Origin of the sequence: Roseomonas populi, assembly GCF_024594815.1 — a bacterium.
GTDB lineage: Bacteria > Pseudomonadota > Alphaproteobacteria > Acetobacterales > Acetobacteraceae > Roseomonas > Roseomonas populi.
In genome coordinates this window covers 178,595-194,268 of record NZ_JANJOU010000010.1, presented here as the reverse complement: position 1 = coordinate 194,268, position 15,674 = coordinate 178,595, and the positions used below count along the sequence as shown (strand labels likewise).

The window sequence follows — 15,674 nt, the reverse complement described above, 5'->3', positions numbered from 1 at the left end:
AGCAATTCGTAGGAGAAGAACGGGCCGGAGCTTTCCGGCCCGTTCGCGTTTCTAGGCCGCGACGGGCTGGGAGGCCGCCACCTCCGCCAGGATGGCGTAGGAGCGCTTGCGGGCCTCGAGATCATAGATGTGGCCGGTCAGCATCAGCTCGTCCGCGCCCGTCCGCTCGATGAGGTCATGCAGGCCGCGCCGCACGGCATCCGGGCCGCCGACGATGGTGCAGGACAGGCTGTTGTCCAGCATCCGCTGCGCATAGGGGTCCAGGCTCTCGTAGAACCCCTCCTTCGGCTTCGGCAGCTTGCCGGGCTGGCCCGTCCGCAGGTTCACGAAGGACTGCTGGTGGGAGGAGAAGATGAAGCGCGCCTCCTCGTCCGTCGGCGCCGCGTGCAGGTTGGCCCCGATCATCACGTGCGGCTTCTCCAGGAACTCGGAGGGCCGGAAGCGCTGGCGGTAGATCGCGATCGCGTCGTGCAGCGCGGCGGGCGCGAAGTGGGAGGCGAAGGCGTAGGGCAGGCCGAGCGCCGCCGCGAGCTGCGCGCCGTAGGTGGAGGAGCCAAGGATCCAGAAGGCCATCTCCAGCCCTGCCCCGGGCACGGCCTGCACGCGCTGGCCGGGCTGGACGGGGCGGAAGTAGGACATCAGCTCCATGACATCCTGCGGGAAGGAGTCCACGTCGCCCTGCAAGGTGCGGCGCAGCGCGTGGGCGGTGATCTGGTCCGTGCCCGGCGCGCGGCCGAGGCCGAGATCCACCCGGCCGGGATAGAGGGAGGCCAGGGTCCCGAACTGCTCCGCCACCGTCAGCGGCGCGTGGTTGGGCAGCATGATCCCGCCCGCCCCGAAGCGGATGCGGGTGGTGCCCTGCGCCACATGGGCCAGGGCCACGGCGGTGGCGGCGCTGGCGATGCCGGGCATGTTGTGGTGCTCGGCCATCCAGTAGCGGTTGTAGCCCAGCGCCTCCGCGTGGCGCGCAAGCTCGGCCGAGTTCCGCAACGCCTGGCCGGCGTCTTGTCCCTCGGGGATGGGGGAGAGGTCGAGGACGGAGAGCGGGATCATGCCGGACATATGGGGCGCCCCTCTCAGGAGAAGAACCGGTTGGCCGGGCGGGGCAGGCCGAGATTTTCCCGGAGCGTCCGGCCCTCGTACTCCGTGCGATGCAGGCCGCGGCGCTGCAGTTCCGGCACCACCTTGTTACAGAAGTCGTCCAGCCCCTCTGGCAGGTAGGGGAACATCATGTTGAAGCCGTCGCAGGCGCCGGTCTCCAGCCATTCCTGCATCTGGTCCGCGATCTGGCTGGGGGTGCCCACCATGGCGGCGCCGGCATAGCCGCCCAGGCGCTGGGCCAGCTGCCGGACGGTGAGGTTCTCCCGCCGCGCGATGCCGATGGCGCGCTCCCGCCCGCTTTTGCTCGCGTTCGTCTCCGGGATGTCCTCCGGGAGCGGCCCGTCCGGGTCGAAGCGGCTGGCATCCGTGCCCAGGGCGACGGAGAGGGAGGCGATGGCGCTGTCGTAGTGGACGCGGCTGTCCAGCAGGGCGCGCTTCTCCTTCGCCTCCGCCTCGCTCTCGCCGACCACCACGAAGCAGCCGGGCAGGACGAGAAGGTGGTCCGGGTTGCGCCCGGCCTTCTCCGTGCGGGCCTTCACGTCGGAGTAGAAGGCGCGGGCCTCCTCGATCGGGCCGCCAGCGGCGAAAATGACCTCGGCCGTCTCCGCCGCCAGCTGCCGCCCGTCATCGGAGGCGCCGGCCTGCACGATCACCGGCCAGCCCTGGACCGGGCGCGCCACGTTCAGCGGGCCACGGACGGAGAAGTGCTCCCCCTTGTGACCGAGGACGTGCATCTTCTCCGGATCGAAGTAGGTGCCGGCCTCCACGTCTCGGATGAAGGCGTCGTCGGCCCAGCTGTCCCAAAGGCCTTCCACCACATCGATGAACTCATGGGCGCGGCGGTAGCGGGCGGCGTGCTCCCAGTGCTCCTCCCGCCCGAAATTCTGCGCTTCCGTCGGGTTTCCCGAGGTGACGACGTTCCACCCGGCGCGGCCGTTGCTGATGTGGTCCAGTGAGGCGAACTTCCGGGCGATGTGCCAGGGCTCGTTATAGGTGGTGGAGGCAGTGGCAATGAGGCCGAGGTGCTCCGTCACCATCGCCAGGGCCGGCAGCAGCGTCATCGGGTCGAAGCTGGTGACCGTGGCGCTGCGCTTCAGGGCCTGGATCGGCATGTTCAGCACGGCTTGGTGGTCCGCCATGAAGAAGGCGTCGAAGCGCGCCGCTTCCAGCGTGCGGGCGAAGCGGACGAGGTGCTGGAGGTTGAAGTTGGCGTCCGGGAAGGCGCCGGGATAGCGCCAAGCGGCCGTGTGGATGCTGACCGGGCGCATGAAGGCGCCCAGGCGAAGGCGACGTCGGGACATCAGGGATCAATCCACGATTATTCTTTGTGTATTGATATGATGCCCGACATGCGGCGGTGCAAGGCGACCTCAGAACCGGTTCTGAAGCCGCACCAGCACCCGCGTCTCGTCGAAATCCGCCGCCCTGTCGTACCGCACCGTGCCGATGAGGTTGAGGTCAGGGGTGATGGACCAGTCCACCTCTGCCCGTACCCCGCCGACGAAGCCGGTCTGCGTCTGCCCGGGGTAGAAGGCGGAGACAGGGGTGCCAGTGCTCGCAGTCGATGTTGCCAGAGCCTCTGCCTGCGCCTGCAGCCCGGCATTTCCGGGGAAGAAGGGCGCCCGGTCCTCGCGGTAGCGCGCATAGCCCGCGGTGGCGCCGAGCCGGTAGGCCACGTTCCCCACTCGCCCCCGCCAGTCCACGGGCACGTTGAAGGCCATGTACTCCTGCGGGCTGAAGTAGCCGCCATGGCCGAGGGTGAAGTAGCGGAGGTTCTTGTCGTAGCTGAAGTAGACGAGATCCACGCCGCCCGTCAGCTCGCCCGCCGCGCTCTTGTAGAGGGGCAGAGCAACGCCGGCCCCTGCCTCGAAGCGCGTGTTGCTCTGCACGTTCTCGCCCTGGAAGGTGGCGTAGCCGCCGCCGGCATAGGCGTAGCCGCGCCCGATCGGGATCTCCAGCTGCGCTCGGCCGCCGGTGCGGACCACCGGGCCCATGGTGATGCCCGTGCGATCATCCACCGCGCCCGCCCAGGAGAGCAGGCTGTCCGTCACCGCCCGGCGCTCGCCGGCCACGCGGATGCGGAGATTGTCGGTGAGGGCGGGCGAGATCTCGATCCCGCCGACCACGTTCGTGCGCCGGAAGCCGAGCGGCGTGGTGCCGACGTCGAGCTTCAGCCAGTCCCGCCGCACGTAGTTCAGCGCCAGCGCCACGCCGGTGGCGCTGGTGTCCCGCGCCGCGGCGGTATTGGCCCCGAGATTGGTGTCCAGCACGTTGGTGCCATAGCGGCGCAGCGCCTGCACACTGGCGGAGGGGCTGCCGGAGTCGATGGTGACGGGCTGGACCGAGGCGGCGAGCCGCCCGCCCAGCGCGCCGGGCGAGACCTCGGCCTGGAATGTGGCGCCGAACTCCGTCAGCCGGTCCAGCCCCTGGTCGCCGGAGCGGGTCCGGACGGAGGCCGCGCCGGACAGCAGCGTGGCCGTCTCGTTCCGCAGCGCCGCGGCCTCGGTCTGGATCTGGCGCAGCACGGGGTCGGCCGGCCCGGCGGAGGCCACCATCGTGCCGCCGGCGCCGGAGCGGGCGAAGGGGTTCGCCAGGCCCTGCATCTGCACCGCGGCCGGCACCGGGGCGGCGGCGCGGGCGCTGCCGATCTCGGCGCTGCGAAGGGTGGCGGCGGTCTCCAGCGCGGCGCGGGCGCGCCCCTCGTCGCCTGCCGCGCGGGCCACGCGGGCCTCCAGCAGGGCCACGCGCGAATCCCGGGGGGTGGCCGATTGCGCCCCGGCCAGCAGTGCCTCGGCGCGCTCGCGGTCGTCTGCGGCCAGCGCCGCCTCGATGGCGCTGCGCCGGGCCTCGAGGTTGCGTGGGTCGCGCATCAGCACGGCCTCGGCCACGCGCAACGCCTCCTCCGGCCGCCGCGCCCCGAGGTAGAGGCGCGACAGGGCGAGGTTGGCATCCCCGCTCCCGGGATCGGCGGCGAGTGCCGGGCGCAGCCGCTCGAAGGCGTCGGCCTGGTCCCCGGCCTCGTTCAGCCGGTCCGATCCGCGAATGGCGGCCCCGGTGCGGATGGAGGCGATGTCGCGCCGCTGTTCCGCGGTGGCGGCGGCGGTGTCCGCCTCGGCCGCGAGGGCCGTCGCCTCGGCGTCCAGCCCGGCGCCGAGCAGCGCGCCCGCGACGGCGATGCGCGCGGTGATGCCGGAAGCCTCGCGGTTGGCGAGGGCGGTTCGCGCGGCCTCCACGGCACCGGCGCGGTCCTGCGCCTCGCCGAAGGCGCGGATCACGGCGGCGGCGGTGCTGCCCGTGGGATCGGGCCGCGCGGCGAGGGCGAGCAGGCGCGCCCGCCCCTCATAGGGGCTGAGCGGCAGCAGGGCGGCGGCCGCCTGCACCTCCCGCTGGCCACGAACGCGCGCGGCGAGGCGCGACATGTCCGGGCTGCGGCGGTTCGGCGGCACCCGGGCGAGCAGGGCGTCCGCGTCGGCGAAGCGGTTGTCCTCCTCCGCCAGCAGGGCGGCGGCGAAGGCGGCGTCCGGGTTCGTGCTGCGGGCGGCCAGCTCCTCCACCGTCGCGCGGGCCTCGGCGTTGCGGCCCTGGCGGCGAAGGGCGCGGGCGAGGTCGAGCCGCGTCCAGGGATCCTCCGGCGAGGCGGCGACGGCGTTGCGCAGGATGGCGGCAGCGGCGGCCGGGTCGGAGACGCGCGCGGCTTCCGCGCGGTAGGAGTTGCCCTCCGCCGTGGCGGTTTGCGGCACGGCTGGGGTGCGCGGGGCGCGTGGGCCGGCGGGCGCCGCCGGGCGCGGGGTGGCGAAGGCGGGTGCGCGGCCCTGGGCGCGCAGCGCGGCGTTCAGACCCTGCTGCGCCGGTTGGAAGCCCGGGCGGCGGCTGAGGGCGGCGCGGAAGCGCTGCTCCGCCCCCTGCGGATCGCCGCGGCGCAGTGCCAGCTCGCCCAGCACCACCTCGGCGTCGGAGCGGTCGTCCACCTCGCGCATCGCGGCGCGGCGGGCGGCGGCGTCGGCGCCTTCCAGGTCGTTCCGACGCAGCCGGGACTGCGCCTCCGCGAGGTCGGTGGAGTAGGAGGCGGCGTCCAGCGCGCGCTGCCAGTTCTGCGCCCGGTCCGGGGCGGCGGCCACGGCGCGCTCCAGCAGGCGCCGGGCCTCAGGCTGGTTGCCCTGACGCAGGCGGACGATGCCGAGGCCGCCCAGCGCGTCCGCGTCGTTCGGGTTGGTGGCCAGGATGGCCTCGAACCCTCTTGCGGCGTCGGTGTTGCCGGCACTGCCGCCGGCCTCCAGGCGGGAGAAGGCGGACTGGCGCGCGGCGGCGTTCGGATCAGCGGGCGCCGCGGCGGGCTGGCTCCGCAGCGTCTCCAGCCGGCGGCGGAGGTCCGCATCATCGGGGTAGCGCTGGAGGTAGGCCTCGATCTGCGGAGCAGCGGCCGGGTCGTTGCCCGCGAAGCCGATCGCGGCGCGCCAGGACTGCCGCGCCTCCTGCGCCACCTCCGGCCGGTCGGCCAGTTCTGCCAGGCGGCGGATGCCGTCCGCGCGGGTGTTGGCGGCGTAGGTGAGGGACTGGGCGTAGGCGAGGCGGGAGCGGTCCGTGGCGCCGGAGCGGCCGGCGAGCTGGGCGAGCCCACGCTGCCCCTCGGCACGGCCGGATTCCGTGCCGGACAGGGTCTGGTAGTACTCCAGCGCGTAGGCATCGGTCGGGGGCTGGCCGCCGAAGATCTGGCGGTAGCGCTGGGCTGCCGCCTCGGTGCGGCCATCGCGTGCCAGGCGGCGCGCCTCCTCGATCGCATCGCGGTCCACCGTGGCGCTGCGGACCGCTGTTTCAGCCTGGCTCTGCTGCTCGGGCGAAGCACCGGCGGCCCTGAGGCGGGCGAGGTAGGCATCGGCGGCGCTGCGGTTGCCGCGGGCCACCTCAAGCTTCGCCGCCACCGCGAGGACGGCGGGGTTGTTCGGCTCGGCGGCGAGCGCGCGCTCCACGGCCGGCCCGGCCAGCTCAGCCCGGTCCTGGGCCAGCCAGCGCTCGGCCTGCCGCACCAGCACGTCCACCGCGCCCGGCTGGCCGGAGGCGACGCTGGTGACCTGGGCCGGGGCCACGCCCGGCCAGGCGGAAAGGGCAAGGGCCATGCCCAGTGCGGCCGGGCTCGTGTTGCGCCGCATCCCCCTGATGCCCCTCTTCATGATCAATGTCCCCTCGGCGTGCGGGCCCGCAGCCGCATCGCGGCGCGGCGGCGAAGCAGCCAGTAGAAGGGCACGCCGAGCAGCAGGGCGCCCGCCAGCATCAGGCCGGCCACCCGCCAGGGGCTGCTTCCCAGCCAGATGTAGGGAAGAACCCAGATCGGCGGGTTGCCCACCGCATAGGTGGCCGCCGTGCGGTAGCCCGCGGCCTGGCCGCCGTTGATGACGACGAGATCGCCCTGCACCCGCGCAGAACCCTCTGGGTTGCGAAGGGTGGAGACCACGCCCGAGAGCGCGGCGGGCGTCGCGCCCAGCACGGCCACCACGGACTTGCCGGAGGCGAGCGGGCTCTCCGTGCCCACCAGCACCGCCGTGCCCTCGCCCAGCTCGGAGAGGGCGGTGGAGGCGCGGGTGATCTCGTCGGAGCCCGGGCGGTCCAGGAACAGGGCGCGGAAATCGGCCAGCGCATCGGGCGCTGCGATCGTCAGCCGGTCATTCTGCACGGACACGGCGCTGTCCCGCAGCAGGGTGGCGGCGGCGGGCTGGCGGCCCAGCGTCCCCACCAGCAGCAGGTCCTGCCCCGCCACCGTCTGCAGCGTGGCGGGGAAGACGACGTTCAGGCCCGTGGCGGGCAGCCCGACATTGGCCGCGAGCATCCCGATCAGGTCGAGGAAGGCGCCCGCCTCCAGCGTGTTTGGCCGCTCCGGCAGCACCGCCGCCGTGCCGGAGAGGTCGGCCATGCGGGTGAAGGGATAACCGGCCGAGGTGAAGAAGTTGAGGCTGGGCAGCCGCGCGTAGCGCCAGGCTTTGGAAACGTCGATCGTGCTGTCGGGATCGACGGCGGCGCGGATGTCGCCCGGCACCGCCGTGCACTCGCCGCGGTTCAGCGGGCGCATGTCGAAGCGCATCTGCAGCTCCTCCCGCCCGAAGAGGAGGTAGGTCGGGACCATTGCCCGGCCGTGGCGGACCGCCTCGTCGCCCAGGAGCCAGCCGTTGAGGAGGTTCAGCGGCCACATCCGCTCCCCGGAGCCGAGCGGGAAGGAGCGGAGGTAGTTCTCGGAGACGAGCACATCGAGGCGGGAGGCCGCCACGTCCACCGCCTGTCCGTTCGGCGCGCGGAAGTTAATGTTCGCGGGGATGCCCCGGTCGGCCCAGGTGTAGAGGTCCGGCGCGGTGCGGAGCGGCACGCGGATGGTGCCGGGGGCGTAGCCGTAGCCCTGCAGCTCCGCGCGATCGACGAGGGAGCCGAACTGCACGGGACGGTCCGGCGGCAGCCAGCGCGGCGCATCGTAGGGCGCGCGGGCCGGCAGGCTGGGGGCGGAGACGCGGGCCAGGTCGCCGCCGATCCCGCCGCGCCCGGCGGCCAGCGCCAGCGCGGCCTGCGCCACCTCCTGCTCTGACCGGCCGCCGAGGACGAGCAGCGTGCCGAAGGGATCGGTGGGGTTGGCGACCATGGCGAGGGTCGGGCCCTCGAAGCGCGGCAGGGGAAGGCCGGGCACGGCATCGGGCCCGGCCGCGATCACCACCGCGTTGCCCGTGGCGGGGGCGGCGCGATCCACGGGGAAGCTGGCGCCGCGGTAATCCGCCTGCACCGCGAACCAGGAGGCGGCGATGGCCGCCGCGCGAAGCCCCTGCGCGCCGGTCTCGGCCGGGATCACGAAGGGCAGGGTCAGCGCGCGGCGCAGCACGCGGCGATCGAAGAGCGGCTCCGGCAGGCGGGCGAGGTCGCGCTGCGGCGGCAGGCGCTCGATCGTCAGCTGCAGCGTCGAGAGGTCGGTGATGTTGGCGTAGAGAAGCCCGGAGAGCGGGTCGTTGCACTCGGTCGCGTAGCGGCCGGCGAAGCGGAAGTTCAGCCGGTTCAGCTCCGCGAAGTTCACGGGATCGATGTCGAAGGAGACGGGACCGAAGGCCTGGCGCGCGGGGTCGAGCGTGATGTTCCCGACGAACTGCTCGTTCAGGGTGATCGCGATCTGGCTGAGGGAGGGGAGGAGGGAGGCGGACGACCCGCCCTGCACGGTGAGGCGCGCGGCCGTCACAACCTCGTCCCGCGAGAGGCCGAAAAGGAGGCCTTGGAGCTCGGAGACGCCGCTGAAGCGCATCGGCCCGGTCAGGCCGAGGTCGCGGAAGGTCAGCCGGGCCTCGCGCCGCGAACCCGGCGGCGCGGGCGCGGCGGCGGGCGGGGCCGCGGGCGCCGGCTGCTGCGCCACAGGGGCGGCCGGGGGCGCGGCAGGGGCTGCCGCGGGGGCGGGGACCGGCGGCGGGGTAAAGCTCGGCGGCGTCACCTCGCCCGGGCGCGCCGGCGCGAGGAGCTGTGTCTGGGCGGTGCGGGAGGGGACGGGCTGGGCGCCCGCGACGGCGGGCAGGAGCAGTGCCAGCAGCCCGATCGCGGCCGCCGTCGTCTCGCGCACGCTCCCGGCCTGCTGCTTGGGCCGCAGCACGTCGGACTTGCGGATCTGTTCGACCGGCACGGGCTTGCTCACGCGGCTGGGCTCTTTCGTCATCTTGAAGCGGTACTTGCGGAACACGGCGTCCTTCGTGGCCATCACCACGTCCTTCAGGGCGCGCAGCGGCTGGTCCTTCGGCCAGTGGTCCCAATGCACCCAGGCATCCGGGCGGCCGAAGAAGACGCGGACCATCGCGGCCTCGTCGACCACGTTCTCGATGTGGAAGCGCAGGAAGGCCTGGCCCTCCTCCCAGTGCAGCAGGGTGGCGTGGACCGGCACCTTTTCGCTGCCGAGCTCGAAGCACACCTGGCACTGGTCGCCGTCCGCGATGCCCAGCGGGCGGTCCAGCAGCAGGCGTGCGCCGGACATGGAGATGTCGGAGGAGTGCGCGGTGACGCGGCGCCCGTCCGAGAGGACCAACTCGGCGGGCAGGTTCACGTCCACGCGGGCCCTGTCGCGCATCTGCTCGCGCTCCAGCCCCACGGCGACGGCCGCGGAGACCGGGACGAGGCAGAGCGTGGTCCAGAGCGTGTTTAGCAGATAGGCCTGGAAGTCCAGCGAGCCCGCCTCCGTCGTCAGCGTTCCGTAAAGGCCGATGCCGACGCCGATGATGAGGCAGGCGAGCAGGATCAGGTTGGGCAGCACCGCGCGCACGTCGAGATAGCCCACCTCCAGCCGGCCGCCCTTGTCCGTGACGTTGAACTTGCCCTTGCGCGGATCCCAGAGCGTGGCGAGCGTGACGAGGACGAGGGGGGCCGCCATGCAGGCCTCGTAGATCTCGGACCAGAAGGAGTGGCGGTTGTTCTGGTTGAGGCGCGAGGCCGTGCCGAAGGCATGGAACATATGGCTGCCCGCATAGGCGATGATGGCGAGCGGGGAGGCCGCGATGATGTTCTGCCCGAAGAAGAGGAAGGCGAGCGGCGAGGTGAGGAAGACGATGCGCGGAATGGCGAAGAGGAAGGAGAAGCCGGCGGTGAAGTAGCAGAGCCGCTGCGCCCAGGTGAGGCCGGGCGCGAAGGGCGTGTTCTCCTGCCGCAGGATCTGGATCATCCCGCGCGCCCAGCGCATGCGCTGGCCGATATGCAGGGTCAGGCGCTCCGTGGCCAGGCCGGCGGCGAGGGGCAGGCGGATGTAAGCGGTGTGCCAGCCCTTCTGCTGCATCCGGAGCGAGCAGTGGCAGTCCTCCGTCACCGTCTCGTGCGGGACGCCACCGACCTCCATCAGCGCCTCGCGCCGGATCAGGGCGCAGGAGCCGCAGAAGAAGGCGGCATTCCAGAGGTCGTTGCCGGGCTGGATGGCGCCGTAGAAGAGCAGGCCCTCATTCGGCACGGGGCGGCTGCGGGCGAGATTCCGCTCGAAAGGGTCGGGCGAGTAGAAGTAGTGCGGCGTCTGCACCATCGACAGCCGGCGGTCCCGCACCAGCCAGCCGGCCGTCATCTGCAGGAAGGCGCGGGTGGGGGCGTGGTCGCAATCGAAGATGGCGATGTACTCGCCATCCGTGTGGCGCAGCGCGTGGTTGATGTTGCCGGCCTTCGCGCCCTTGTTGTCCGGCCGGATGATGTAGCCGCAGCCCACCTCCTCGCAGAACTGGCGGAATTCCGTGCGGCGGCCGTCGTCCAGCACATAGACGTTCAGCTTGTCCCGCGGCCAGTCGATGTTCATGCAGGCGAGCACGGTCGGCCGCACGATCTCCAGGCTCTCGTTGTAGGAGGGGACGTAGACATCCACGCTTGGCCATTCCGCGGGGTCGGCGGGCAGGCGGGTGGGCTTGCGGTTCAGCGGGTAGGTGAGCTGCACGTAGGACAGGAACAGCAGCGAGCCCGCGTAGCACTCCGCCGCGAAGAGGCCGAGCGAGAGGAAGCCCTGGAAGAAGTTGTCGAACTCGATCGTCTCCGACACCCGCCACCACAGGTAGCGCGAGGTGATCGCGAAGGAGAGCAGCACCAGCAGAACCGTGGCGCGGCGCGACTTCCAGCGGTTGATCAGAAGAAAGGCCGCGATCCCCAGGAGGGTCAACACGGCCTGCTGCTCGCCGTTCAGCGGCACAGTAATGACGAAGAGGACGGCGAGCGCGCCGAGGACGATACTCGCGATCCGGAGTGCCCGCCCGGGCAGCGGCAGCCGGTCGGTTGTCGCGGTCATCCGCATCGCGGTCATCGACGCAGTCCCCAATGGGTCAGCACGGAGTGTCCGGCCGTGGGCGTTGCCGACGGCAGGGTCAGGCGGCCGAGGATCCCCTCGGCCAGGAGTGAGAGGTCCTCGGCGGCCCGGCTGCCCGGGACTTCCACGGGAAGCCGGCGATCGGCCAGCGCCTCCGCGACGCCCGGGTCGCGGGCGACAACGCCGAGCAGCCGCGCGCCCATCGTCGCCTCCGCGCAGTCCAGCACGGCAGTAGAGAGCGGCGCATGCAACTCCACTTGGTTCAGGACCAGCACCGCGCGCTCCGCCGCTCGCATGGCCAGCGTGCCGCGGCCAAGGAAGCGGCCATCGGCAATCTGGGGAATGAGGGAGGCGCTGCCGCCATCGGCGAGCAGCACCACGACCGAGAGGTCGATCAGCGGCATGATGGCCGAAAGGGCGGGGGAGGGGCCGGGCGGGCTATCCACGATCAACAGCCGGTGTGGGTCCGCCAGCATCTCCCGCACTGGGTCGGCCAGCGCCTCCGGCCGGTCCATCAGCAGGCGCGTCAGCTCCAGGGCGCGGCGCGGCTCCACCTCGCCGTGCGGCAGCAGGGCGACATTGTAGGGTGTGTGGCGTAGCGCGGCCGGCCAAGCCAGGCTGCTGTCCAACTCGGCCACGAAGCCTGCCTCCTCCCGCACGGGCATGCCGAGGTGGACGCGCAGCGCATTCTGAGGATCCAGGTCCAGGCCCAGCACCTCGTGGCCGCGCGCCGCGAGCAGGGCGGCGACATTGGCGGCGATGGTGGTCTTTCCCACGCCGCCCTTGGGCGAGACGAAGGCGATCAGGGGCACTAGGCGCCTCCTCCGGGCCTGGGACGCCGGCGAACCTGCAGGCGCGGCGGGGATGGTGGGGTGGGTGGTGGCGAGGGTGGCCCCGCAGGCCCGCCTCCGTCCTGCCCGGGGGCAGCATCCGACCCCGCGACCTGCCTTGTGATCTCGTCGAGCAGGGCGAAGCGGCGAACGGCGCGTGGTGCCGCGGCCTGGGGCGGGGCCGGCGCCTGCTCCGCCGCGCGGCGAAGCGGGGCGACGCGCGGTACCGGAGCGGGAGCGGGAGAAACGGCTGCCGGTGGTGGGAGTGGCGAGGCGGCCGCTTCAATCGCGGTCCGGGCCGCCGGACGGTCCGGGCGGAGCGGGCGGAGCGGGCGGAGCGGGCGGGAGAGGCGAAGGGCGGTCCGCGCCGGGGCCGGGGTGCGGCGAGGCGGCGGGACGTCCTCGACGGCGCGAGGGGGTGGAGCGACGGGCGGTGCGGGGGGCGGCGCCGGAGGCATGGCGGCCGGGGTCGTCGGCGGGAGCGGTGCGCTCTCGGCCGGTGCCGGGGCGGGCACAGCCTGGCGGTCCGGGCGGAGCGGACGGGCCATACGCAGGGTGGCACGCGCCGAAACCGGCGCGCGATCGGCGGGAGATGCGGCGAGCGCCGCCGGGGCGGGGGGCGCCGGCGGGGCGACGGGCGGCAACGCGGGAGTTGCACGCGGCGGCGGGGCGGGCGGTGTCTCCGGCAGTGCCTGTTCCTGCCGTTCCGGCAAGGCTAGGAGCGGCTGCCCTGCCTGCTTCTCGCCTATCTCGGGCAGTCTGGCCGCAGGCTCATCCGGGATGTGGGGCTCGATTCCGGGCGCCTCGGGGGACGATTCCGGGGCAGGCGGGGGCAGTTCGATCCGGACCGGTGCATATCGCACGTAGGGAAAGCTGCTCAGGCCGCAAGCGCGAAGGAGACGGTCGATGGGCTCGTCCACTCGCTCGGAAGCCTCCGCTACGTTTTGGTGCAGCGAAGATAGGGGTTGATCCTGATTCCGGGAAGAGTCCTCGAGATGTTCTACCATGACGAGTATTGGGCCGTTACGCTACCCTCGGGAGCACCTGGCCTGCCTTCAGCCGCGGGCCGAACCCGAAAGCTTATCGCGAAGAAACAATCGTGCGCGATAAAGTCATGGGGCAATTGGGAAAAGCGGATCGTCAGGCGTCGCATTTTGATGGGATTGGAACGTTCTCGTCCGGCTTTTCGCATGTTATGCGCTCTGATCTCCGGAGATGCCGTGAAACAGGATTTCAGCATGAACGAGGCCGCGCTGCGGATGAGCATGGCGGCTGCCATCCGCACCGTCCTCGAGGAAGGGCTCCGCAAAGCTGATAACCCCGTCCACTACCTCCGCTCGGCCGCGGAGGAGGTTCGGCAGCTTGTCGGACTCTTCGACCAGGACGGGCCGGCAAGCCGCACGGAGGGCGCGCTGATCCGCTCCATCCTGGCGGAGGAGGTAGAGGCCGCGGCCCAGGAGATGATCCGCCGCCTGCATCACTAGGCCCGGTCCGCAGCAACGCCCCATATGTCCGAGGCGTACTCGCGTATCGTCCGGTCGGACGAGAACCAGCCGACATTCGCCGTGTTCAGCACGGCCGAGCGCCACCAGACATCCGGCAGGGACCAGCGCGCCGCCACATCGCGCTGCCGGGTGTTGTAGGAGTCGAAGTCGGCCGTCACGAGATAGCGGTCGTCGTGCATGAGACCTTCCACGAGGCCGCGGTAACGATCCGGTTCCCCGGGCGAGAACACGCCGGAAGCGATGGCATCCAACGCGCCGCGCAGCTCGGGCGAGGCGGCCGCCGCCGCGCGCGCGTCGTAGCCGGCCCGCTTGCGCTCCATCACCTCCTCGGCAGTCAGGCCGAAGATGAAGATGTTGTCGCGCCCGACTCGCTCGTCGATCTCCACATTCGCGCCGTCCAGCGTGCCAATGGTCAGCGCGCCGTTGAGGGCCAGCTTCATGTTGCCGGTACCGGAGGCCTCCAGCCCCGCCGTCGAGATTTGCTCCGACAGGTCGGCGGCGGGGATGATCACCTCAGCCAGGCTGACATTATAGTTGGGGATGAAGGCGACCTTCAGCAGCCCGCGAAGCGTGGGGTCGTCGTTCACCACCGCCGCCACGTCGTTGGCCAGGCGGATGATGTGCTTCGCCACGTGATAGCTGGGCGCGGCCTTGCCGGCAAAGATCTTCACGCGCGGTACCCAGCTCGCGGTCGGGCGGGCGCGCATCGCGTTATAGAGCGCCACCGTCTGCACGATGTTGAGGAGCTGGCGCTTATACTCGTGGATGCGCTTGATCTGCACGTCGAACAGCGCGTCCGGGTCCACGCGCAGCCCGATCCGGGTGGCGATGAGGCCTGTCAGCCGCTCCTTCGCGGCGCGGCGCTGGGCCGCGAACTTCTGCTGGAAGCCGGCATCACCCGCCAGGGGCGCGAGGTCGGCCAGCCGGTCCGGGTCGTCCAGCACCGCCGGGCCGATCGCCTCCACCAGCAGATGCGTCAGGCCGGGATTGGCGCGGTGCAGCCAGCGGCGGAAGGTGATGCCGTTCGTCTTGTTCGTGATGCGGTCGCCGCAGACCTGGTTCAGGTCCGCGAAGACCGTGTCCCGCATCAGCTGCGAGTGAAGTGCCGAGACGCCATTGATCCTGTGCGAGCCGACGAAGGCGAGGTGGCCCATCCGCACCCGCCGCCCGTGGCGCTCGTCGATGAGGGATACGGCGGAGAGCAGGGAGTCGTCCGCCCCGCTCGTCCGCGCCCGGTCCAGGTGCCGGGCGTTGATGAGGTAGATGATCTGCATGTGCCGGGGCAGCACGCGCTCCATCATCGGCACGGCCCAGGTCTCCAGCGCCTCCGGCAGCAGCGTGTGGTTGGTGTAGGAGAAGACCCCCTGCGTGACCGTCCAGGCGGCGTCCCAGGACATGGCGTGAACGTCCACCAGCAGCCGCATGAGCTCCGCGACCCCGATCGCCGGATGCGTGTCGTTCAGCTGGACGGCGACGTGCTCCGCCAGGTTCGACAGGTCCGCGTGGTTGGAGAGGTGGCGGCGCAGGATGTCCTGCAGGGAGGCGGAAGCGAAGAAATACTCCTGGCGGAGCCGCAGCTCCTGCCCGGCCTCCGATTCGTCACCGGGGTAGAGCACGCGGGAGATCGCCTCGGCCCGCATGCGGGCGGCCTGCGAACCCACATGGTCGCCGCGGTTGAAGTCGCTGAGTTGCAGCGGGTCGGTCGCGCGTGCGGACCAGAGGCGCAGCGTGTTCACGCGCTTCCCACGCCAGCCCACCACAGGCGTATCGTAGGCCAGGGCGTTCACGATCTCCCCGGCGTGCCAGATCATGCGGGTGGAGCCATCCACCGAGACCTCGGACCGGACATGGCCGCCGAACCGCACCTCGTAGACGAGGCCGGACCGCTCGAATTCCCAGGGATTGCCGAGCGCCAGCCAGTCCTCCGGCACTTCGTGCTGGATGCCGCCCGCAATCAACTGCCGGAACAGCCCGTTCTCGTAGCGGATGCCGTAGCCGTAGGCGGGGATCTCGACGCTCGCCATGCTCTCCATAAAGCAGGCGGCGAGGCGGCCGAGGCCGCCATTCCCGAGCGCCGCGTCCGCTTCCTGCCCTGCCACGGTGTCGAGATCGACACCCAGCCCCTCCAGCGCGCGGCGCGCGGTCTCCGTCAGGCCGAGATTGCCCAGTGCATCCGAGAGGAGGCGGCCGATGAGGAACTCCATGGACAGGTAGCAGACGCCCTTCCGGTCCTCCGCCCGCGTCCGGTCATTCGAGCTGCGCCAATCGTCCACGATGTGGTCACGTGCGGCGAGGGCCGTGGCGATGAACCAGTCGCGCGGGCTGGCCCGCTCCGGGCGCCCGCCGACCTGGTAGACCAATTTGGACAGGATACTGTTCCGGAACGCCTTCACGGCGGCCTCGTCTGGGGCATCGATTCCGGCCGGCAGCGTGGGCGCGGGAAGGGGACTGTCGTTCATCGGCCGTCCT

Annotated in this window: 7 protein-coding genes; 1 reads left to right on the top strand and 6 read right to left on the bottom strand. The window is 71.8% G+C overall.

Annotated features, from left to right (window positions below; translation table 11 throughout):
• Positions 1-51: 51 nt before the first annotated feature.
• From NRP21_RS14275 to NRP21_RS14255, 5 genes are all read right to left on the bottom strand, one after another.
• Positions 52-1,053, bottom strand: a complete 1,002-nt coding sequence (locus tag NRP21_RS14275; protein WP_257716947.1) for an LLM class flavin-dependent oxidoreductase — start codon at positions 1,051-1,053, stop codon at positions 52-54.
• 23 nt (positions 1,054-1,076) lie between these two features.
• A complete protein-coding gene (locus tag NRP21_RS14270; RefSeq protein ID WP_257716882.1) occupies positions 1,077-2,402 on the bottom strand; it encodes an LLM class flavin-dependent oxidoreductase in 1,326 nt (441 codons plus the stop codon).
• Between the two features lie 69 nt (positions 2,403-2,471).
• A complete protein-coding gene (locus tag NRP21_RS14265) occupies positions 2,472-6,269 on the bottom strand; it encodes a cellulose biosynthesis protein BcsC (protein WP_257716881.1) in 3,798 nt (1,265 codons plus the stop codon).
• 2 nt (positions 6,270-6,271) lie between these two features.
• Positions 6,272-10,852, bottom strand: a complete 4,581-nt coding sequence (bcsA, locus tag NRP21_RS14260; RefSeq protein ID WP_257716880.1) for a UDP-forming cellulose synthase catalytic subunit — start codon at positions 10,850-10,852, stop codon at positions 6,272-6,274.
• 11 nt (positions 10,853-10,863) lie between these two features.
• Positions 10,864-11,682, bottom strand: a complete 819-nt coding sequence (locus tag NRP21_RS14255) for a cellulose synthase operon protein YhjQ/BcsQ (RefSeq protein ID WP_257716879.1) — start codon at positions 11,680-11,682, stop codon at positions 10,864-10,866.
• A 1,256-nt stretch (positions 11,683-12,938) separates the two neighbouring features.
• Between NRP21_RS14255 and NRP21_RS14250 the strand changes: the two genes are divergently transcribed.
• Complete coding sequence (locus NRP21_RS14250; RefSeq protein WP_257716878.1) at positions 12,939-13,184, top strand: hypothetical protein; 246 nt, start codon at positions 12,939-12,941, stop codon at positions 13,182-13,184.
• Here NRP21_RS14250 and NRP21_RS14245 read toward each other — a convergent pair.
• Positions 13,181-15,664 (bottom strand): glycogen/starch/alpha-glucan phosphorylase, encoded by a 2,484-nt coding sequence (locus NRP21_RS14245; protein WP_257716877.1) that lies wholly within the window; start codon positions 15,662-15,664, stop codon positions 13,181-13,183. The genes NRP21_RS14250 and NRP21_RS14245 overlap by 4 nt on opposite strands.
• Between the last annotated feature and the right edge of the window lie 10 nt (positions 15,665-15,674).